The organism is Ramlibacter algicola, from assembly GCF_016641735.1.
Taxonomy (GTDB): domain Bacteria; phylum Pseudomonadota; class Gammaproteobacteria; order Burkholderiales; family Burkholderiaceae_C; genus Ramlibacter; species Ramlibacter algicola.
Map to the genome: position 1 here is coordinate 3,066,442 of NZ_JAEDAO010000001.1, position 18,782 is coordinate 3,085,223.

21 protein-coding genes are annotated in these 18,782 nt (G+C 69.5%); 5 read left to right on the forward strand and 16 right to left on the reverse strand.

Annotated elements, in window-relative coordinates:
• Window positions 1-253 precede the first annotated feature (253 nt).
• Both lgt and I8E28_RS14905 read right to left on the reverse strand, forming a co-directional pair.
• Window positions 254-1,087: a prolipoprotein diacylglyceryl transferase gene (gene lgt, locus I8E28_RS14900; protein WP_200788847.1), complete on the reverse strand. Its 834-nt coding sequence runs from the start codon at window positions 1,085-1,087 to the stop codon at window positions 254-256.
• Window positions 1,088-1,107: 20 nt separating this feature from the next.
• Window positions 1,108-2,019 (reverse strand): LysR family transcriptional regulator, encoded by a 912-nt coding sequence (locus tag I8E28_RS14905; protein ID WP_200788848.1) that lies wholly within the window; start codon window positions 2,017-2,019, stop codon window positions 1,108-1,110.
• An 88-nt stretch (window positions 2,020-2,107) separates the two neighbouring features.
• Between I8E28_RS14905 and ilvD the strand changes: the two genes are divergently transcribed.
• Window positions 2,108-3,802 (forward strand): dihydroxy-acid dehydratase, encoded by a 1,695-nt coding sequence (ilvD, locus tag I8E28_RS14910; RefSeq protein WP_200788849.1) that lies wholly within the window; start codon window positions 2,108-2,110, stop codon window positions 3,800-3,802.
• A gap of 181 nt (window positions 3,803-3,983) precedes the next feature.
• A complete protein-coding gene (locus tag I8E28_RS14915) occupies window positions 3,984-5,483 on the forward strand; it encodes an FAD-dependent oxidoreductase (RefSeq protein WP_200788850.1) in 1,500 nt (499 codons plus the stop codon).
• Window positions 5,484-5,524: 41 nt separating this feature from the next.
• Here the strand turns inward: I8E28_RS14915 and I8E28_RS14920 are convergent, their stop codons facing one another.
• Window positions 5,525-5,764 (reverse strand): TIGR04438 family Trp-rich protein, encoded by a 240-nt coding sequence (locus I8E28_RS14920; protein WP_200788851.1) that lies wholly within the window; start codon window positions 5,762-5,764, stop codon window positions 5,525-5,527.
• A 114-nt stretch (window positions 5,765-5,878) separates the two neighbouring features.
• Between I8E28_RS14920 and I8E28_RS14925 the strand changes: the two genes are divergently transcribed.
• Both I8E28_RS14925 and I8E28_RS14930 read left to right on the forward strand, forming a co-directional pair.
• Window positions 5,879-6,181, forward strand: coding sequence for a c-type cytochrome (locus tag I8E28_RS14925; protein ID WP_200788852.1), 303 nt, complete (start codon window positions 5,879-5,881; stop codon window positions 6,179-6,181).
• A complete protein-coding gene (locus tag I8E28_RS14930; RefSeq protein WP_200788853.1) occupies window positions 6,178-6,489 on the forward strand; it encodes a c-type cytochrome in 312 nt (103 codons plus the stop codon). Before I8E28_RS14925 ends, I8E28_RS14930 begins: the two co-directional genes overlap by 4 nt.
• Before the next feature lie 112 nt (window positions 6,490-6,601).
• On the opposite strand, the gene acs is transcribed toward I8E28_RS14930, so the two are convergent.
• Complete coding sequence (gene acs, locus I8E28_RS14935; RefSeq protein ID WP_200788854.1) at window positions 6,602-8,587, reverse strand: acetate--CoA ligase; 1,986 nt, start codon at window positions 8,585-8,587, stop codon at window positions 6,602-6,604.
• Between the two features lie 145 nt (window positions 8,588-8,732).
• Here acs and I8E28_RS14940 point away from each other — a divergent pair, with 145 nt between their 5' ends.
• Entirely contained in the window at window positions 8,733-9,341 is a 609-nt protein-coding gene (locus tag I8E28_RS14940) for a YqhA family protein (RefSeq protein WP_200788855.1), read from the forward strand.
• A 5-nt stretch (window positions 9,342-9,346) separates the two neighbouring features.
• Here the strand turns inward: I8E28_RS14940 and I8E28_RS14945 are convergent, their stop codons facing one another.
• The 12 genes from I8E28_RS14945 to I8E28_RS15000 form a co-directional block, all read right to left on the reverse strand.
• Window positions 9,347-9,718 carry a nuclear transport factor 2 family protein gene (locus tag I8E28_RS14945; RefSeq protein WP_200788856.1) on the reverse strand — a complete coding sequence of 124 codons (372 nt, stop codon included), beginning with the start codon at window positions 9,716-9,718 and terminating at the stop codon, window positions 9,347-9,349.
• A gap of 67 nt (window positions 9,719-9,785) precedes the next feature.
• Window positions 9,786-10,796, reverse strand: a complete 1,011-nt coding sequence (locus I8E28_RS14950) for an aldo/keto reductase (protein WP_200788857.1) — start codon at window positions 10,794-10,796, stop codon at window positions 9,786-9,788.
• A gap of 9 nt (window positions 10,797-10,805) precedes the next feature.
• Entirely contained in the window at window positions 10,806-11,279 is a 474-nt protein-coding gene (locus I8E28_RS14955; RefSeq protein ID WP_200788858.1) for a hypothetical protein, read from the reverse strand.
• Window positions 11,276-11,692, reverse strand: coding sequence for a helix-turn-helix domain-containing protein (locus I8E28_RS14960; RefSeq protein ID WP_200788859.1), 417 nt, complete (start codon window positions 11,690-11,692; stop codon window positions 11,276-11,278). Before I8E28_RS14960 ends, I8E28_RS14955 begins: the two co-directional genes overlap by 4 nt.
• The gene (locus tag I8E28_RS14965) at window positions 11,689-12,054 is read right to left on the reverse strand and encodes a GIY-YIG nuclease family protein (RefSeq protein ID WP_200788860.1); all 366 of its coding nucleotides are present in this window, start codon (window positions 12,052-12,054) and stop codon (window positions 11,689-11,691) included. Before I8E28_RS14965 ends, I8E28_RS14960 begins: the two co-directional genes overlap by 4 nt.
• Before the next feature lie 497 nt (window positions 12,055-12,551).
• The gene (locus I8E28_RS14970) at window positions 12,552-13,505 is read right to left on the reverse strand and encodes a Gfo/Idh/MocA family oxidoreductase (protein ID WP_200788861.1); all 954 of its coding nucleotides are present in this window, start codon (window positions 13,503-13,505) and stop codon (window positions 12,552-12,554) included.
• Window positions 13,506-13,589: 84 nt separating this feature from the next.
• Window positions 13,590-14,267, reverse strand: a complete 678-nt coding sequence (locus I8E28_RS14975; protein ID WP_200788862.1) for a sulfite exporter TauE/SafE family protein — start codon at window positions 14,265-14,267, stop codon at window positions 13,590-13,592.
• A complete protein-coding gene (hemN, locus tag I8E28_RS14980; RefSeq protein WP_338050791.1) occupies window positions 14,267-15,667 on the reverse strand; it encodes an oxygen-independent coproporphyrinogen III oxidase in 1,401 nt (466 codons plus the stop codon). The genes I8E28_RS14975 and hemN overlap by 1 nt, the downstream gene beginning before the upstream one ends.
• Before the next feature lie 58 nt (window positions 15,668-15,725).
• Window positions 15,726-16,508, reverse strand: coding sequence for a helix-turn-helix domain-containing protein (locus I8E28_RS14985; protein ID WP_200788863.1), 783 nt, complete (start codon window positions 16,506-16,508; stop codon window positions 15,726-15,728).
• 15 nt (window positions 16,509-16,523) lie between these two features.
• Window positions 16,524-16,907: a response regulator gene (locus tag I8E28_RS14990; protein WP_200788864.1), complete on the reverse strand. Its 384-nt coding sequence runs from the start codon at window positions 16,905-16,907 to the stop codon at window positions 16,524-16,526.
• Between the two features lie 125 nt (window positions 16,908-17,032).
• The gene (locus I8E28_RS14995) at window positions 17,033-17,674 is read right to left on the reverse strand and encodes a response regulator (RefSeq protein WP_200788865.1); all 642 of its coding nucleotides are present in this window, start codon (window positions 17,672-17,674) and stop codon (window positions 17,033-17,035) included.
• A complete protein-coding gene (locus I8E28_RS15000) occupies window positions 17,671-18,732 on the reverse strand; it encodes a PAS domain-containing sensor histidine kinase (protein ID WP_200788866.1) in 1,062 nt (353 codons plus the stop codon). Before I8E28_RS15000 ends, I8E28_RS14995 begins: the two co-directional genes overlap by 4 nt.
• Between the last annotated feature and the right edge of the window lie 50 nt (window positions 18,733-18,782).

The following is an 18,782-nucleotide window of genomic DNA, read 5'->3' on the forward strand; positions in this document are numbered from 1 at the left end:
ATTACGCGTAATTATGGGGACTTGGGCGCGGCTTGCAAGCACTCTCGCGGGTAAACACGGGGACGGCGGCGCGGTCGCGTTGCTTGCCGTCCTCACAGGGCCATGGTGCGCGGTGTTCTCCGTCATGCCCGCGAAGGCGGGCATCCATCGCTTCGCTTCGCACGAAGGCCGGGAAGCGGTGGGTTCCCGCCTCCGCGGGAACGACGGGTTCGTTGTCGCGGGTGCGTCGGGGCCCGCCGACGGCCGACGACGGTCAGCGCGCCACGAGGGCGCGCGGCTGCCGCTTTTGCGCCCAGACCCACAGCAGCACGCCGGCGACCATCATCGGCACGCACAGCCACTGGCCCATCGACAGGCCGGTCTGCTGCGCGAGCCATTCGAGGTGCGCGTCGGGCTCGCGGTAGTACTCGGCGACGAAGCGGAAGAAGCCGTAGCTGACCAGGAACGCGGCCGACACCTGCCCTTCGCGCGGATTGCGCCGCGCGTAGATCCACAGCAGCACCCACAGCAGCACGCCCTCGAGCAGGAACTGGTAGACCTGCGACGGATGCCGCGGTTGCGGGCCCGCCTGCGGGAACACCATGGCCCACGGCAGCGAGGGATCGGCGAGCCGGCCCCACAACTCGCCGTTGATGAAATTGCCCACGCGACCCGACGCCAGACCGAGCGGCACGCACGGCGCGACGAAGTCCATCACCTGCCAGTACGGCTTGCGGCGCGAATGCGAGAACCAGACCTGCGACAGGATCACGCCGAGCATGCCGCCGTGGAAGCTCATGCCACCCTTCCACACCGCGAAGATCTCCAGCGGGTTCATCGCGTAGTACGCCGGCTTGTAGAACAGGCAGTAGCCCAGGCGGCCGCCGACGATGACGCCCATCACGCCGAGGAACAGCATGTCGTCGATGTCGCGCCGGCTCCAGGCGCCCGGCCCCTGGATCGACGCATACGGCTCGTGCCGCAAGCGGCGGTGCGCCAGGAAGAGGAACAGGCCGAACGCGACGAGGTACGTGATGCCGTACCAGTGCACGGCCAGCGGGCCGACGCGAAAGGCGATCGGGTCGATCTGCGGGAACTGGAGAACCATGCGGCGATTGTGCCGCGCAGTCAGTGCGCCGAGGCTTGCCGGCGCGCGAACTCGACAAAGCGCGCCAGGGGTCCCGCCGCCGCGCCGCGCCAGGCCAGCGTGGTCTCGCACTGCGGCACGCCGGCGCGTCCCGGCGGCGAGCGATAGACGACGCCCTGCCGCTGGAACTCGCGCACGCTTTGCGGCACCCACGCGATGCCCAGGCCGGCGGACACGAGATTGACGATCGTCTGCATCTGGATCGCCTCCTGCGCGACCTGCGGTTCGCGCCCGGCCGCGTGGTACAGCCCGAAGACCGCGTCGTGCAGCGACGGCAGGATGCGGCGCGGGAACATCACCAGCGGCTCGGCGAGCACGCGCGGCAGCGAGACCGACCGCGCGGAGGCCAGCGGATGCGGCTCGGGCAGCGCCAGCACGAGCGGCTCGCGCGAGATCCGCAGGTGCTCGAAGCCGGCCGGCGCGAAGCCCGGCGAATGCAGCAGCAAGCCCGCGTCGAGGTCGCCGCGCTCCAGCGCCGGCAACTGCACGTCGGCCGTGGCCTCGAGCAACTCGAGATGCACGCCGGGATGCTGGGCGCGGAACTCGCGCACCCAGCGCGGCAGGAAGCTGTAGCCCACCGTCGAGACGAACGCCAGGCGCAGCCGGCCCGCGTCGCCCGATGCCGCCGCACGGGCGGTCGCCGGAAGGGCCTGAGCCCGCGACAGCAGGTCGCGCGCTGGCGCGAGCAACGCGGCGCCGGCGTCGGTGAGCTGCACGCTGCGCTTGGTGCGGTCGAACAGGCGCACGCCGAGCACGCTTTCCAGCTGCGCGATCGCCTGCGTCAGCGGCGGCTGCGTCATGTGCAGCCGCACGGCGGCGCGGCCGAAGTGCAGCGTCTCGGCGACGGCGACGAACTGGCGCCACAGGCGCAACTCCACGACGGGCTTGCTCATACGCCGCGCATATTAATCGCTGCTGGAAAATGGATTGGAGCGAATCAGCACGCACCCGTAGACTGGCTCCCCCTTCCGGAGACAAGCCATGGCCGAGCAACCGATCCGCCTGCACCTGCGCAGCGACAACATCACCCAGGGCAAGGCGCGCGCGCCGAACCGCTCCATGTACTACGCCATGGGGTACCAGGAGAAGGATTTCGGCAAGCCCATGGTCGGGGTCGCCAACGGCCACAGCACGATCACGCCGTGCAACAGCGGCCTGCAGAAGCTGGCCGACGCGGCGGTCGCGGGCATCGAGGAAGCCGGCGGCAACGCACAGATCTTCGGCACGCCGACCATCAGCGACGGCATGGCGATGGGCACCGAGGGCATGAAGTACTCGCTGGTCAGCCGCGAGGTCATCGCCGATTGCATCGAGACCTGCGTGCAGGGCCAGTGGATGGACGGCGTCGTGGTGGTGGGCGGCTGCGACAAGAACATGCCCGGCGGGATGATGGGCATGCTGCGCGCCAACGTGCCGTCGATCTACGTGTACGGCGGCACCATCCTCCCCGGCCGGTGGAAGGACCAGGACCTGAACATCGTCAGCGTGTTCGAGGCGGTCGGCCAGAACGCCGCCGGCAAGCTGAGCGACGGCGACCTGAAGGAAATCGAGCAGCGCGCGATCCCGGGCACCGGCTCCTGCGGCGGCATGTACACCGCCAACACCATGAGTTCGGCGTTCGAGGCGATGGGCATGTCGCTGCCCTACTCCTCCACGATGGCGAACCCGCACGACGAGAAGCAGAACTCGGCCAAGGAATCGGCGAAGGTGCTGCTCGAGGCGATCAAGAAGGACCTGAAGCCGCGCGACATCGTCACCAAGAAAGCGATCGAGAACGCCGTGACCGTGATCATGGCCACCGGCGGCTCGACCAACGCGGTGCTGCACTTCCTGGCCATCGCGCATGCGGCCGGCGTCGAGTGGACCATCGACGACTTCGAGCGGATCCGCCAGAAGACGCCGGTGATCTGCGACCTCAAGCCGTCGGGCCGCTTCCTCGCGGTCGACCTGCACCGCGCCGGCGGCATCCCGCAGGTGATGAAGCTGCTGCTCAACGCCGGCCTGCTGCACGGCGACTGCATGACCATCACCGGCAAGACGATCGCCGAGACGCTGGAGGACATCCCGGACCAGGCGCCGAAGGGGCAGGAGGTGATCCGCCCGATCGACGACCCGATGTACGAGCAGGGGCATCTCGCGATCCTCAAGGGCAACCTGTCACCCGAAGGCGCGGTGGCGAAGATCACCGGCCTGAAGAACCCGGTGATCACCGGCCCGGCGCGCGTGTTCGACGACGAGCAGTCGGCGCTGCAGGCGATCCTCGACGGCAAGATCCAGGCCGGCGACGTGATGGTGCTGCGCTACCTCGGTCCCAAGGGTGGCCCTGGCATGCCCGAGATGCTCGCGCCGACCGGTGCGCTGATCGGCGCCGGCCTCGGCGAGAGCGTCGGCCTGATCACCGACGGCCGCTTCTCAGGCGGCACCTGGGGCATGGTGGTCGGCCACGTCGCACCCGAGGCCGCGGCGGGCGGCACGATCGCGCTGGTGAACGAAGGCGACTCCATCACCATCGACGCGCACCAGTTGAAGCTGCAGCTGAACGTGGACGACGCCGAACTCGCCAAGCGCCGCGCCAAGTGGAAGGCACCCGCCCCGCGCTACACCCGCGGCGTGCAAGCCAAGTTCGCGTTCAATGCTTCCAGCGCGTCGAAGGGCGCGGTGCTGGACGCTTTCTGAGTTGGGCGGCGCTTGCGCGCCGTTTCTCAACGCAGAAATCATCGTTGTCTTCTCTGTGGCTTCTGTCTGCCTTCTGCGTCCTCTGCGTTGAGGCTGCCAGCAGCGCGACAGCGCTGCGCACCTGTCCTACAAAGCCGCGCCGAAGCCCCGTCCTAGCATCGGTTTCCACCCAGGAGACCCCATGGACACCACATCCGTCTGGCGCGCCACCGCGACCGGCGCCGGCTTCGCCATGCTGCAGGCGGACGTGCAGTGCGACGTGCTCGTCGTCGGGGGCGGCATCACGGGCGTGACGACCGCGCTGCTGCTGGCCCAGCAGGGACGCAAGGTCGTGCTGCTGGAAGCGGACGAGATCGGCGGCGGCACGACGGGGCACTCGACGGGCAACCTCTACGTCACGACCACCGACGGCATCTCGTCCGTGCAGTCGACATGGGACGAAACCGTCGCCCGCGAGGTGGTGCAGCAGCGCAAGGCGGCGATCGACTTCATCGAGCAGCAGTGCCGCGACCTGCCGAACGCGCACTTCACGCGCTGCCCGCTGGTGCTGTGGTCGCGCGACCTGGACGGCAATGCGGACGTCGAGTCGGAGCAGCAGGCGCTGGCGCAACTCGGCTGCCTGGCGCGGCTCGACGAAGCGGGCGTGCGGCCCGGCCTGCCGCAACCGCGCGGACCGGTGATGGTGCTCGAGGACCAGGCGCAGTTCCAGCCGCAGGCGTACACGCTGGCGCTCGCGCAGCGTGCCGCGAAGGCGGGCGCCTCGCTGCACGAACACTCGCGCGTGATCGAGCTCGATGCGAAGGCGCGCGTCGCTACCACGGCCACCGGCTCCGTGAAGGCCGCCGAGATCGTGTTGGCCACGCACTCGCCCAAGGGCGTGCACCTGGTCCACGCCGAGATGCCGGTGCACCGCGAATACGTCGTCGCCTTCGAGATGGGCGCGACGGATCCGGGGCCGGGCATCTTCTGGTGGTCGGGCGAGCAAGGCCTGTCGATCCGCACGCTGGCGCATGAGGGTCGCCGCTACGTCATCGCCGCCGGCCCGGAGCAGAAGGTCGGCGTGCACAACGCCAAGGCGTCGTTGCTGGCCGTCGAGACGCTCGCCACGCAGATGCTGCAGCCCGGGCCGACGCGGCATCGCTGGTCGGCGCAGAACTACCGCTCCCACCACGGCCTGCCCTACATCGGGCGCGACCACTCCGGCTGCTTCATCGCGACCGGCTTTTCGACCGATGGCCTGACCTGGGGCACGGTAGCGGCACGGCTGCTGGCCGCCGAGATCTCGGGGCAGCCTGACGCCTTCGGCAAGCGGTGCGAGCCGGGACGCTTCACGCCGGCCAAGGGCGCAAGCACGCTGGTGGAGGAGAACCTCACGACCGCCAGCACGCTGGTGAAGGACTACCTGACGCGCCCGCAGCACGAGCACCTGTCGTCCCTCGCTCCTGGCGACAGCGCGATCGTGGAGGCAGGGGGCGAGACCTTCGCGGCCTACCGCGCACCCGATGGCGAGTTGTTCGCCGTCTCACCCGTGTGCACGCACATGGGATGCAAGGTGCGCTGGAACAGCGTCGAGACGAGCTGGGATTGCCCGTGCCACGGAAGCCGGTTCCGCCCCGACGGGACGGTGGCCGAAGGGCCGGCGCTGGTGCCGCTGCACCGCAAGCACGTCCAACTGGGCTAGGAGACCCGCGGCCCCGGGCGCCGGGGCCATTCAGCGTTCGTTCAGCGCTTGCGCTTCACGATGCCGATAGCTTCTCGTTGTTTGTCCAGGCGAGCCTGCTTGCGGGCGTTCTCCCGGTCCATCGCGCGGCGCTTGGTGTAGCCGGACCAGTCGGCCCAGGACCACCAGGCGACGGCGAGGGCGAAGGGAGACAGAACGACCCACCATGACCAGGCCGCGACCGGATCGATTTCGAAGTACTTGAGTGCGAGCAGGATGAGGCCGATGCCCAGGAACAACATGCCGGATTCTCCGCGCCCCTTTGGCGGGGCTCCGAGGACAGCGCTCCTGGCGGGTCAACTGCCCTCACTACAATGACGTTGAGCATCGTAACGCAACCACAGGAAAGTCCTTCCATGAAACGTGCCCTGTTCGTGCTGGCCACCTCGATGGCCGTTGCCGGCCCCGCCCTGGCGGACCTGGCCCTCGCGCAGTCCAAGAACTGCATGTCCTGCCACGCCGTCGACAAGAAGCTGGTCGGCCCCTCGTACAAGGACGTCGCGGGCAAGTACGCCGGCCAGAAGGACGCAGCCGACAAGCTCGCGGCCAAGATCCAGAAGGGCGGCTCCGGCGTGTGGGGCTCCATCCCCATGCCGCCGAACAACGTGACCGAGGCCGAAGCCAAGAAGCTCGCGGCCTGGGTGCTGACGCAGAAATGACACCCGGCGCGCGGGTCCTGCTGCCACTGCTGCTCGCGGTGGCCGCGGCGCCCGCGTCCGCCGACCTCGCGCTGGCCACCAGCAAGAACTGCCTGAGTTGCCACGCCGTCGAGCACAAGGTGCTCGGCCCCTCGTTCAGGTCCATCGGCGCGCGCTATGCGTCGCAGCCCAATGCCGCCGACATGCTCGCCGGCAAGATCCTCAGGGGCAGCAGCGGCGCCTGGGGCCCCAACCCCATGCCACCCAACACGCAGGTCACCGAACCCGAGGCCAAGAAGTTGGCGGCCTGGGTGCTGACGCTGAGGTGAGGCGCTGGCCCGGGCGGCCAGCCTTGTCATTCCGGCGACCGCCGGAATCCATGCGGCGCTCGCGCACCTTCGTGTGGATTGCGGGTCAAGCCCGCAATGACAAGTCCCCGCCTTAAAGCCGCTCCGCCAACTGCTCGAGAATCGCTGGATTCTCCAGTGTCGACGTGTCCTGCGTGATCGCCTCGCCCTTGGCGATGCTGCGCAGCAGGCGGCGCATGATCTTGCCGCTGCGGGTCTTGGGCAGGTTGTCGCCGAAGCGGATGTCCTTGGGCTTGGCGATCGGGCCGATCTCCTTGGCCACCCAGTTGCGCAGCTCGGTCGCGATCTGCTTGGCCTCCTCGCCGGTCGGGCGCGGGCGCTTGAGCACCACGAACGCGCAGATCGCCTCGCCGGTCAGGTCGTCGGGGCGCCCCACCACGGCGGCTTCCGCCACGAGGTCGGTCTTGCTGACCAGCGCGCTCTCGATCTCCATCGTGCCCAGGCGGTGGCCCGACACGTTCAGCACGTCGTCGATGCGGCCGGTGATGCGGAAGTAGGTGGTCTTGGCGTCGCGCACCGCGCCGTCGCCGGCCAGGTAGGTCTTGCCGCCCAACTCCTCCGGGAAGTAGCTTTTCCTGAACCGCTCCGGGTCGCCCCAGATGGTGCGGATCATCGATGGCCACGGGCGCTTGATCACGAGCATGCCGCCGGAGCCGTTCGGGATGTCCTTGCCGGTCTCGTCGACGATGGCGGCCATGATGCCGGGCAGCGGCAGCGTGCACGAGCCGGGCACCAGCGGCGTCGCGCCAGGCAGCGGCGTGATGACGTGGCCGCCGGTCTCGGTCTGCCAGAACGTGTCCATGATCGGGCAACGCTCGTTGCCGACGTTCCGGTGGTACCACATCCACGCTTCGGGATTGATCGGCTCGCCGACGCTGCCCAGGATGCGCAGCGACGACAGGTCCCAGTTCTTCGGGTGCACCTTCTCGTCGGTCTCGCTGGCCTTGATCAGCGAACGGATCGCGGTCGGCGCCGTGTAGAACACGGTGACCTTGTGCTTCTCGATCATCTGCCAGAAGCGGCCCGCGTGCGGGAAGGTCGGGATGCCCTCGAACATCACCTGCGTCGCGCCGGCGGCCAGCGGCCCGTAGGCGACGTAGGTGTGGCCGGTGATCCAGCCGATGTCGGCCGTGCACCAGAACACGTCCTTGGGCCGGATGTCGAAGGTCCAGTCCATCGTGAGCTTGGCCCACAGCAGGTAGCCGCCGGTGGAGTGCTGCACGCCCTTGGGCTTGCCGGTGGAGCCGGAGGTGTAGAGGATGAACAGCGGGTGCTCCGCATTCACCGGCACCGGCGCGCACTGGTCCGGCTGGCCCTTCAGAACCTCGTCGAAGGTCTTGTCGCGGCCGGCCACCATCTCGCACCGGGTCGGCGTGCGCATGAACACCAGAACCGTCTTGAGCGTGTCGCAGCCGCCCATGCCGATGCCCTCGTCGACGATGGCCTTGAGCGGCAGCTCCTTGCCACCGCGCATCTGGTAGTTCGCCGTGATGACCGCCACCGCGCCGGCGTCGATGATGCGTTCGTTGAGCGCCTTGGCCGAGAAGCCGCCGAACACCACCGAGTGCGTCGCGCCGATGCGCGCGCAGGCCTGCATCGCGACCACGCCTTCGACCGTCATCGGCATGTAGATGATGACGCGGTCGCCCTTGCGGATGCCCTGCGCCTTCAGCGCGTTGGCGAAGCGGCTGACGCGCGCCAGCAGGTCCTTGTACGTGACGTTGGTGACCTGCCCGTCGTCGGACTCGAACACGATGGCGGTCTTGTTCTCCACCGGCGTGCCGACGTGCCGGTCCAGGCAGTTGGCGGACGCATTGAGCTCGCCGTCGTCGAACCACTTGTAGAACGGCGCGTTCGATTCATCCAGCGTCCTGGTGAACGGCCTGGTCCACTGCACGTTCTCGCGCGCCTGCCGGGCCCAGAACCCCTCGAAGTCGCGCTCGGCTTCCTTGCACAGCGCCTCGTAGGCGGGCATGCCGGCGATGCGGGCGCCGTCGACGGCGGCCGGGGGCGGCGGGAAGACACGGTTTTCGACCAGGACGGATTCGATGGCGCTCATGGCTTGGTCTCCGGATGTTCGGGGCGGACTGTCGAATCAGGCACTTACAGGGCTCTGACTGGCTTGGAGCTTACTAAGGAGCGGCGGTTCACGGAGCGGCCACTGGGGAAACCTACAATCCGCGCGCACCTTCGAACGAGAACCAATGGCCGACTCCAATTTCACCAAGGGCCCGCACTCGCCCCTGCGCCCCCTGCCCTCCATGATCTTCGCCAGCCGCTGGCTGCAGCTGCCGCTGTACGTGGGCCTGATCGTGGCCCAGGGCGTGTACGTCGTGCACTTCCTGCTCGAACTGTGGCACCTGGTGGAGGCCGCCGCCGGCAGCCAGGCCGCCTTGCAGCAGTTGATCAACAGCATCGGCTACCGCCCGGGCGCCGAGGTCACGTCGCTGAACGAGACCATGATCATGCTGGTGGTGCTGGCGCTGATCGACGTGGTGATGATCTCCAACCTGCTCATCATGGTGATCGTCGGCGGCTACGAGACCTTCGTCAGCCGCATGAACCTGGAAGGCCACCCCGACCAGCCCGAGTGGCTGAGCCACGTCAACGCGTCGGTGCTGAAGGTCAAGCTGGCCACCGCGATCATCGGCATCAGCTCGATCCACCTGCTCAAGACCTTCATCAACGCGGCCAACTACAGCGACCGCGTGCTGATCGCGCAGACGGTGATCCACATCACCTTCCTGCTGTCCGCGATGGCGATCGCCAAGACCGACCAGATGCTGACGGCGGCGGCGGCGGAGAGACACTGAGGCGTTCAGCCGCCGAAGAAGAACCGCTCCTCGGTGATCTTGCCGTCCTGCACGGTGTAGAGGCCGATCTCCTCCATGTGGAGCTTCTTGCCGGCGGCGTCGCCCGTCTTCGGCGTGACGTCCATGATGAACTTCACGGCGAACTGGTTGCCGTGCACGTACGGCCCGTCGCTGGTGACCTGGTGGATCTCGTGGTTCTGGTACCACCACTCGCCCTTGGCCAGCACGGCCTGCAGGCCTTCGCTGCGGGCCATCGGCCCTTCCATCGGCTCCAGCGAGACGATGCGGTCGGACCAGTAGCGCTTGCCCGCTTCCTCGAACTGCCCTTCCTGGCAGAGGCGGACGAAATCCTTCGCGAGATCGTGGATGGCGGCCATGGGGCTCTCCTGTGGATCGAACGGAAGGCCACCGTAGCACGCCACCCGGCCGCGCGCATCCGGCCCTTCAGTCGCCGGGGAATTCCTCGGTGTCGACCTCGCGGCGCGCCTGCTCGGAATAGCGGTTGCCGCTCACCGTGCGCTGGTTGATGTGCTCTTCGAGGCGCGCGAGCAGGCCCGCGTCGAGCTTCATGTCACCCGCTGCGAGGTCCTCGTCCAGGTGCTCCACCGACGTCGTGCCGGGGATCGGCAGGATGTGCGGCGCCTTGTGCAGCAGCCACGCGATCGCCAACTGCGCCGGCGTGCAGCCCGCCTCGCGCGCCAGCGCCTTGTAGCCGGGCAGCAGCGCCAGGTTCCTGGCGTAGTGGTCGGGCGCGAAGCGCGGCATCGAGCGGCGGATGTCCTTCGCGTCCAGCGTGCCGACGTCGTGCAGCGCATCGCACAGGAAGCCGCGCGCGACCGGGCTGAACGCCACGAAAGTGACGCCCAGTTCGCGGCAGGCGTCGAGCACCGCGATCTCGGGGTTGCGCGTCCACAGCGAGTACTCGGTCTGCAGCGCTGTGATCGGATGCACCGCGTGCCCCTTGCGCAGCGTCGCGGCGGACACCTCGGACAGGCCCAGGTGGCGCACCTTGCCCTGCTCCACGAGCCGGCTCATCGCGCCGACGCTCTCCTCGATCGGCACCTGCTTGTCCCAGCGGTGCAGGTAGTAGACGTCGATGACGTCGGTCTGCAGGCGGCGCAGGCTGTCCTCGCAGTTGCGTCGCAGCGCCTCCGGACGGCCGTCGATCACGCGGCGCGTGACGCCATCGTCGCCCGTCACGCCGGCCAGGCCGCCCTTGCTGCACAGGACGATGTCGCTCCGGTGCGCCTTCAGCACGCGGCCGACCAGCGTCTCGTTGGCGCCGAAGCCGTACAGCGCCGCCGTGTCGAACAGCGTCACGCCGGCGTCGAGCGCGGCGAGCAGCACGCGCTCGCCCTGCTCCGCCGACGGCGGCGTCCCGTAGGCGTGGCTCAGGTTCATGCAGCCCAGGCCGATGGCCGGGACGGTGAAGGGACCGATGGTTCGCTGTTGCATGCGGGAAGCTTAGCCGCCTTCGAAGCTCGAGCGCGGCGCCCGCACCCGCTGCGCCGCGAGCGCGTGCCATGCGGATGATCCGTACGCGCGCACGAGATCGCGGCCCGCTTCTGCGATGGCAGGGTCGTGCGGATCGAGTGCCAGTTCACGGAGGAAGTCCGGCTGCACGATCACGAACTGCCGCTTGTACGGCAGCAGCACGCCGCCACGCGAGCGCGCATGGGCCGCCAGCGCCTGCGCCAGGTCCGCGAACCATTCGTTCAGGTACGAACTGGTGCGCGGCGCATACCAGAAGGTGCCGACGTCCTCGCCGGCAACCGCTTCGCCGGAGAGCACGCGACGCGCGTGCTCCCACTGCGTGAAGCCGACCTCGCCTGCCACCTCGTGCAGTTGCTCGCGCAGCTTGCCGTCCTGGCCCTCGCGGCGCATTGCATTGAGCCGCACGCGGGCGCGCGTCTTCAGCTCCTCGACGGCGGCGCTCATGCGGTGCGCAGCGCCGGGCTCGTCGCCAGGCGCTCCAGCAGGCCGGCTGCGGTGGGCAGCGCGGTGTCGCCGCGCAGCGCCTGCTCGCAGATCGCCGCCGCGGTCTCGCGCGCTTCGCGCACCAGGCGGGCACCGCCCGGGCGCAGCACGGCGCGCAGTCCGCCGCTGCGTTCGCGCGCGACGAGGCCGGTCTTCTCGAGCGGCGGCAGGCGGCGCAGCGCTGCCGATGGGCTGATGCGCAGCGATTGCGCCAGCTGCGCGAGCGGCACGCCGTCGCGACACGTGTCCAGCAGCGACATCAGCACGAAGTCGTCCCAGCCGATGCCGTGGAAGAAGCCGAGGTCCTCGTCGAGCTTGCGTTGCAGGCTTGCGCCGGCCCGGTGCAGGCCGAGGCAAAACGCGAGCGCGCTCATTGCACACCTCCCGCCGCGAATTCCTGCGTCCACAGCGCGAGCAGGTCCGCGAGTTCGGCGTCGTGGTCGAACGCGGGATCGGTGCGCTCGCGCACCATCTCCAGCACGTCGACGCGCACGCCCTGCTCGCCCAGGCGGTTCCAGGCGCCCTGCAGCGCGCGGTCGCGGTGGCCTCGCTGGCGCAGCTCGAACAGCAAGCGGTTGATCGCACCCGGCACGTTGCGGCTGGAAGCGACGCGCACGTCGCCCGTGGCCAGGTTGCGGATCGCGTACACGCCCATGGGCGGAAACGCATCGCGCGCGCCGCGCGCCAGTTCGCGCCGGCGGGCGCGATCGGAAGGGGATGTGGTGGGAAACACCATGACAGGTTCCTTTTCGCATGTGGCCCGTTCCCGCGCAGGGGGCCGACGAAACAGGATGGACTGCCAGGTCGTGAAGACTTGTGACGAGGGTGAGAGCCTCTTGTGCGGGAAGGCGCCCCCCAGCGCCTCGGCATGAATTGTACCCGCCGCCCCGTTCCGTCATCCCCGCGAAGGCGGGGATCGATCGCCTCCGCCTTTGTCATTCCGGCGAAAGCCGGAATCCATGCTCATGCGCCGCCGACCGTCGCCCAAGCGCCCTTCGCCCCGGGCTCGCGCCGAGGTGCATTCCGTTGGGCGAATGTCCTCCGCGTGAGCCGACCGCGGCGGCCCCGCGCCCGCCAAGCACAGCGCGACTGTTCGCAGAGGCAGCGAGAGGCCGCGCAACGGAGAGACGGAGCATGAGGACCCGGCAGGCGCCGCCTGACGTGCTCGCCGGCTCGCGCGAGCAGCACCGGTGCGAGGACGAGCATGGATTCCGGCTTTCGCCGGAATGACATCTACTGCAGCTGCTGCTCCAACTGGTGCAGCACCTCGTAGCAAGGCAGTACCTTCGCCACGCTCGCGTTCGGTTCGCGTTTCTCGCGGATGGCGGCGACGAACTCGCGGTCCTGCAACTCGATGCCGTTCATCGAGACATCGACCTTGGACACGTCGATCTTCTCGTCCTTGCCGTTGAACAGGTCGTCGTAGCGCGCGATGAACGTCGCGGTGTCGCCGATGTAGCGGAAGAACGTGCCCAGCGGGCCGTCGTTGTTGAACGAGAGCGACAGCGTGCAGATGGCGCCGTTCCCGGCCTGCAGCTGGATGCTCATGTCCATCGCGATGCCCAGCGCCGGATGGATCGGGCCCTGGATCGCGTTCGCCTTCACCACGCGGCTGCCAGTCTGGTACTGGAACAGGTCCACGGTGTGCGCGGCGTGGTGCCACAGCAGGTGGTCGGTCCAGCTGCGCGGCTGGCCCAGCGCATTCATGTTCGTGCGGCGGAAGAAGTACGTCTGCACGTCCATCTGCTGGATGTGGAACTCGCCGGCCGCGATCTTGCGGTGCACGTACTGGTGGCTGGGGTTGAAGCGTCGCGTGTGGCCCACCATCGCGACCAGGCCGGTCTTCTTCTGCAGGTCCACCACCGCCTGCCCGTCCGACAGCTTGTCGCATAGCGGAATCTCCACCTGCACGTGCTTGCCGGCCTGCAGGCAGGCGATCGCCTGCGACGCGTGCATCTGCGTCGGCGTGCACAGGATCACCGCATCGACGTCGTCGCGCTTGAGCGTCGCGGCCAGGTCCGTCGCGACGTGGCCGATGCCGTACTTGGACGCGACCTCCCTGGTCTTGTCCAGCTCGCGGCCGATCACCGACGTGACCTGCACGCCGTCGATCAGCTTCAGGGCGTCGAGGTGCTTCTGGCCGAAGGCGCCGGCGCCGGCCAGCGCGATGCGCAGCGGTTGCGTCATGGAACTCTCCTTGTTCCGCCGATTGTGCGGCGCGGCCCAACGCGACCGGAACCGGCGCCGGGGGCTAACAGCTAGAACAAGGGCTTATAGCCCGCAGTACACCGCGATGCGACGGAGCGTGTCCGCCCACAAGGCCCACACGGCGACGCCGACCAGCAACGCACCAGCCAGGCGAGTGCCACCCACCTGCCGCCAGCGATGGCCCTGCCCCGCCAGCCACAGGAACAGCTTCGGCGCGAGCCAAAGCCCGAGCCCACTGCCGATCGCGAACAGCGCCATGGTGGCGGCGCCCTGCACCGGCCCATCGGCCAGCGACGCCACCAGCAGGGCCGAGTACAGCAGCCCGCACGGCATGAACGTCCACAGCACCCCGGCCCCGAACGCACCGCCGCGCGCGCCGACGCCGGGCCGCACGCGCGTCCAGACGCCACGCCCGAAGCCATCCAGCCAGGCCGGCTGCCGTGCCTGCACCAGGAGCACCAGGCCCCAGGCCAGCACGGCGAGATGCATCAGCGTCCACGCAGGCCGCAACGCCGCAGCCTGCGTCGCCAGCCAGCCGAGCGCCTGCGCTCCCGAGGCGACGACCGCACCGGCGGCGGAATAGCCGACGATGCGCCCGAACTGGAACACGCGCGCCCGTGCCGCGACGTTGCCCTGCCCCGCCCGTGCAATGCCCGCGCAGGCCGCGCCGCACATGGCCGCGCAGTGCGGGCCGCCCGCGAGCCCCATCACGAACGCGGTCGTGGCGAGGCCGAGGGCCATCAGAGGATGCGCGAGAAGCGGTTGCGCTGGCGGTCCGACTGCAGGTAGCGGTCGAACACCATGCCGATCGCGCGCACCACGTACCAGCCGGCGGCGGTCACCTGGATGCCGGTGTCGTCCACGGTCACCAGGCCCATGGCCTGCATGTCGCGCAGCCGCTGCAGCTCGCTGGCGAAGTAGCTGCGGAAGTCCACCAGCCAGGCCAGCTCGATGTCCTCGAACAGGACCTGGCCCTGGCACATCAGGCCCATGATCACGGCCCGGCGCACGAGGTCGTCGCGGTCCAGCGCGAGGCCCCGCACCACCGGCAGCTGGCCTTGGTCCAGCAGGTCGCGGTACTCGTCCATCGTCTTCGCGTTCTGCGAGAAGCTGGCGCCGATGCGGCTGATGGCGGACACGCCCAGCGAGACCAGGTCGCTGTCAGGCTGCGTGCTGTAGCCCTGGAAGTTGCGGTGCAGCCGGCCCTGCCGCTTGGCGACCGCCAGCGAGTCCTCCGGCAGCGCGAAGTGGTCCATGCCGACGTACACGTAGCCGGCGTGCGCGAGCGCGTCGATCGACTGCGACAGCATCGCCAGCTTAGACGCGGCATCGGGCAGTTCGGCCGGCACGATGCGCCGCTGCGGCTTGAAGCGCTCGGGCAGGTGCGCATAGCCATACAGCGCCACGCGGTCCGGGCGGAGCGTGCGCAGGCGCTCCAGCGTGACCGCGAACGACTCGGGCGTCTGCAGCGGCAGGCCGTAGATCAGGTCGACGTTGATCGATTCGAAGCCGATCTCGCGCGAAGCGTCCACCAGTTCGGCGACCTGCTCGTACGGCTGCACGCGGTGCACGGCCTGCTGCACGCGCGGATCGAAGTCCTGCACGCCGAAGCTCAGGCGGTTGAAGCCCAGGCGCGCCAGGTGCGCGAGCCGCTCGCGGGTCACGGTGCGCGGGTCCACTTCCACCGAGAACTCGCCACCGGCGACCAGGTCGAAGTGGCGCCGCAGCATGGCCACGAGTTGCGACAACTCCTCGTCGCCGAGGAAGGTGGGGGTGCCGCCACCCAGGTGCAGCTGGCTCACCGACTGGCCGGTGCCGATCACGTCCGTGTGCAGGCGCGCCTCGCGCTCCAGCAGTTCCAGGTACGGCTGCACGCGGCCATGCTGGCGCGTGATGATCTTGTTGCAGGCGCAGTAGTAGCAGATCGATTCGCAGAACGGGATGTGCACGTACAGCGACAGCGGCTGGCGCAAGGCGGCGGTCGCACCGTCGCGGCGCTGTTCCAGCATCCGGTGGTGGTCGGCCGGCCCCCACGCCTCCACGAAGCGGTCGGCGGTCGGGTACGAGGTGTAGCGCGGCCCGTTGACGTCGAAGCGGCGCAGGATCTCGGCGGGGAGGACGGCGGGGGTGTCGGTGGTCACGGTGCCACTTTGCGCCTCGAGCGGGGCGTGCGTGTTGACAAGCATCAAGCCGCCGCGCTCAGTGCACGCGCGATTCGACGGTGCGCGCCAGGCGCTCCAGGTCGAGGATGCGGATGTGGCGCTTGTCGACCTCCAGCAGCCCCTGCTGCACGAACGCCGAGAAGGTGCGGCTGACCGTCTCCAGCTTCATGCCCAGGTAGCTGCCGATCTCGGCGCGCGACATGCGCAGGTGGAACTCGCTCGGCGACCAGCCGCGCACCTTCATGCGCTGCGACACGTTCAGCAGGAAGGCGGCCAGGCGCTCCTCGGCGTTCATGCTGCCCAGCAGCAGCATCAGGCCGTGCTCGCGCACGATCTCGCGGCTCATCAGCCGGCCGACGGCTTTCTGCAGGTCCGGGCTGCCGGTCGACAGTTCCATCAGGTGGTCGTACGGGATCGCGCAGATCTCGGCGTCCTCCAGCGCGGTCGCGGTGCTCGCGTGGCGGCCCTGCGCGAGGCCGTCCAGGCCCAGCAGTTCGCCGGCGATCGAGAAGCCGCTGACCTGCTCGCGGCCGTCGGCGGCGGCCAGGCTGGACCTGAACGTGCCGCTGCGCACCGCGTAGATGAACTGGAAGGCGTCGCCGGCGCGGTACAGCGGCTGGCCCGCCTTCACGCGGCGGCGGGCGAAGCGCAGCCCGTCCAGGCGATCGACCGTCGGGCCGCTCATGCCGCAAGGCAGGCACAGCTCCTTCAGGTGGCAGCTGGAGCACGCCGTGGTGAGCGTGGCGGGCGCGCCGCGCGCGGGACGGGGCGTGAACTGCACGGGGACGGTGCTGGGCTGGGACAGGGTGGCGGCGGTCATGGAGGCTCCGGAGGATCAGTGACGGGTGGCGGCGAGCGCGGCGGCGAGCTGGTCGAACTCGCTGCTCTTGTCGAGGAACCAGCGGGCGCCGGCGCCGAGGTAGCGGCGGCGGTACGGCTCGCTGGCGCTGTTGGACAGCACGACGAATTCGATGCCCGGCTGCGCTTCGCGCACGGCGCGCAGCACCTGCAGGCCGGTGCCGCCCTCGAGCTGCACGTCCAGCACGACGACGTCGGGGTGGGCGGCCAGGATGCCGTCGATGCAGGCCTGCGGCGTGGCGCCTTCGCCGACGACGGCCATCTCGCGGCCCGACAGCAGCTGGGCGACGCGGGCGCGGATCGGGCCGGAGTCGTCCGCGAGGAACACTCGCAGGGGGGTGGCGGCAGTGGCGCTGGGCATGGGCTCCACTGTGCCGGCCGAGGGCGGTCGCGGCCATCGGCGCGGGCTGAAACGCCGCCTCGGTGGATTCCGGTTCGCGGCTGCGGCCGCTCCGAACCCGGCTCGGAAAATTCCGAGGGGCTGGTTTAGGGCTCGATCAGCCCGTGGCGCAGCGCGTAGCGCACCAGGTCGGTCTGGTTGTGCAGGCCCAGCTTGGCCATCGCGTTGGCCTTGTGGCTGCTCACCGTCTTCACCGACAGGTTCAGCGCGCTGGCGACGTCCGTGACCGAGTCGCCGATCGCCAACCGCCGCAGCACGTCGAACTCGCGGTCCGACAGTGCCTCGTGGGTCGCCGCCGCGGCACCGCCGGGCATCGCGCCCAGCGCGAGCTGCTCCGCCACTTCGGTGCTGACGTAGGCGCCGCCGGCAGCGATCTTGCGCAGCGCCTGCTCCAGCTGCGCGGGCGCACTTTCCTTGGTGAGGTAGCCGCTGGCGCCCGACTTGATCGCGCGCACCGCGTACTGCGTCTCCTGGTGCATCGACAGCACCAGGATGCGCAGCCTGGGCTTCTCGGCCTTCACCAGCTTGATCAGCTCCATGCCGCTGCGGCCCGGCATCGACAGGTCCAGCACCAGCACGTCGAAGTCCAGCTCGCGCACGCGCTGCATCACCTCGGTGCCGTCGGCCGCTTCGCCCACCACCTGCAGGTCGCCCACGTCGCCGACGATGCGCTTGAGGCCCTCGCGCACGATGGCGTGGTCGTCGGCCAGCACCAGCCGGATCGTCATGCGGCCTCCTGCACGGGAATGCGCGCCTCGACGCGCGTGCCCTCGCCCGGCGCGCTGGTCACCCGCACCTCGCCGCTGAGCAGCTGCGCCCGCTCGCGCAGGCCGGCCAGGCCCAGCGACTGCGGCTTGCGCGGCTCGCCGGTGACGAAGCCGCGGCCGTCGTCCTGCACCGAGAGCACCATGCGGTTGCCCTCTTGCGCGACGCGCACCTGCACCTTGCTGGCCTGCGCATGCTTGGCGACGTTCGCCAGGGATTCCTGCACGATGCGGAACACGGCCGTCGCGTACGGCTCCGGCAAATCGAGATCCTCGTCCATGTCCAGCTCGCACGGGACGCCGGTGCGCTGCTGGAAGCCGTGGGCCACCCACTCGATGGCGGCAGCCAGGCCCAGGTCGTCGAGGACCAGCGGGCGCAGGTCGGCGGCAATGCGGCGCGTGGACGCCACGCTCTGGTCGAGCAACGCGACCATCGCATCGAGCTTGGCCGCCGCGGCGGTGGGATCCGCGCGCAGGTTGTCGCGCACCCAGATGGTGTCCATCTTCAGCGCAGTGAGCGACTGGGCGAGCTCGTCGTGCAGTTCGCGCGCGATGCGGCTCTTCTCCTGCTCGCGCACGCCGCTGGCCTCGGCGGCGAACGCGGCCAGTTCCTGGCGCGCCCGCACGCGCTCGGACACGTCGCGCAGGATCACCGTGTAGACCTTGCCGTGCCCCGTGTCCAGCTGCGAGATCGAGGCGTCCATCGGGAACACGCTGCCGTCCTTGCGCAAGCCCGTGATCGTGGTGCCGTCGCCCATGCGGCGGGTGGTGACGCCGGTGGTCCCGAAGCGCGCCACCATGCCAGCGTGCCCGGCGCGGTGGCGTTCGGGCAGCAGCATCTCGAGCCGCTGGCCCAGCGCCTCGGCGGCGGTCCAGCCGAAGATCTTCTCGGCGGCGCGGTTGTACAGGACGATGACCTGGCCTTCGTCGATGGACAGGATGCCGTCCATGGCGGAATCGAGGAGGCCGGCCAGGCGGGCGGCGACGCCTTCGGAGTCGGCATGGTGGAACCGGGAGGGCATGGCCGGCCGAATTTACAGCACCGCCGCCGCGGGCCGGGTCGGCCACCGCC

Coding starts and splice junctions, on each gene's coding strand:
- lgt (WP_200788847.1), bottom strand. CDS start 1,087: ATGGTTCTCCAGTTCCCGCAGATCGACCCGATCGCCTTTCGCGTCGGC.
- I8E28_RS14905 (WP_200788848.1), bottom strand. CDS start 2,019: ATGAGCAAGCCCGTCGTGGAGTTGCGCCTGTGGCGCCAGTTCGTCGCC.
- ilvD (WP_200788849.1), top strand. CDS start 2,108: ATGGCCGAGCAACCGATCCGCCTGCACCTGCGCAGCGACAACATCACC.
- I8E28_RS14915 (WP_200788850.1), top strand. CDS start 3,984: ATGGACACCACATCCGTCTGGCGCGCCACCGCGACCGGCGCCGGCTTC.
- I8E28_RS14920 (WP_200788851.1), bottom strand. CDS start 5,764: ATGTTGTTCCTGGGCATCGGCCTCATCCTGCTCGCACTCAAGTACTTC.
- I8E28_RS14925 (WP_200788852.1), top strand. CDS start 5,879: ATGAAACGTGCCCTGTTCGTGCTGGCCACCTCGATGGCCGTTGCCGGC.
- I8E28_RS14930 (WP_200788853.1), top strand. CDS start 6,178: ATGACACCCGGCGCGCGGGTCCTGCTGCCACTGCTGCTCGCGGTGGCC.
- acs (WP_200788854.1), bottom strand. CDS start 8,587: ATGAGCGCCATCGAATCCGTCCTGGTCGAAAACCGTGTCTTCCCGCCG.
- I8E28_RS14940 (WP_200788855.1), top strand. CDS start 8,733: ATGGCCGACTCCAATTTCACCAAGGGCCCGCACTCGCCCCTGCGCCCC.
- I8E28_RS14945 (WP_200788856.1), bottom strand. CDS start 9,718: ATGGCCGCCATCCACGATCTCGCGAAGGATTTCGTCCGCCTCTGCCAG.
- I8E28_RS14950 (WP_200788857.1), bottom strand. CDS start 10,796: ATGCAACAGCGAACCATCGGTCCCTTCACCGTCCCGGCCATCGGCCTG.
- I8E28_RS14955 (WP_200788858.1), bottom strand. CDS start 11,279: ATGAGCGCCGCCGTCGAGGAGCTGAAGACGCGCGCCCGCGTGCGGCTC.
- I8E28_RS14960 (WP_200788859.1), bottom strand. CDS start 11,692: ATGAGCGCGCTCGCGTTTTGCCTCGGCCTGCACCGGGCCGGCGCAAGC.
- I8E28_RS14965 (WP_200788860.1), bottom strand. CDS start 12,054: ATGGTGTTTCCCACCACATCCCCTTCCGATCGCGCCCGCCGGCGCGAA.
- I8E28_RS14970 (WP_200788861.1), bottom strand. CDS start 13,505: ATGACGCAACCGCTGCGCATCGCGCTGGCCGGCGCCGGCGCCTTCGGC.
- I8E28_RS14975 (WP_200788862.1), bottom strand. CDS start 14,267: ATGGCCCTCGGCCTCGCCACGACCGCGTTCGTGATGGGGCTCGCGGGC.
- I8E28_RS14985 (WP_200788863.1), bottom strand. CDS start 16,508: ATGACCGCCGCCACCCTGTCCCAGCCCAGCACCGTCCCCGTGCAGTTC.
- I8E28_RS14990 (WP_200788864.1), bottom strand. CDS start 16,907: ATGCCCAGCGCCACTGCCGCCACCCCCCTGCGAGTGTTCCTCGCGGAC.
- I8E28_RS14995 (WP_200788865.1), bottom strand. CDS start 17,674: ATGACGATCCGGCTGGTGCTGGCCGACGACCACGCCATCGTGCGCGAG.
- I8E28_RS15000 (WP_200788866.1), bottom strand. CDS start 18,732: ATGCCCTCCCGGTTCCACCATGCCGACTCCGAAGGCGTCGCCGCCCGC.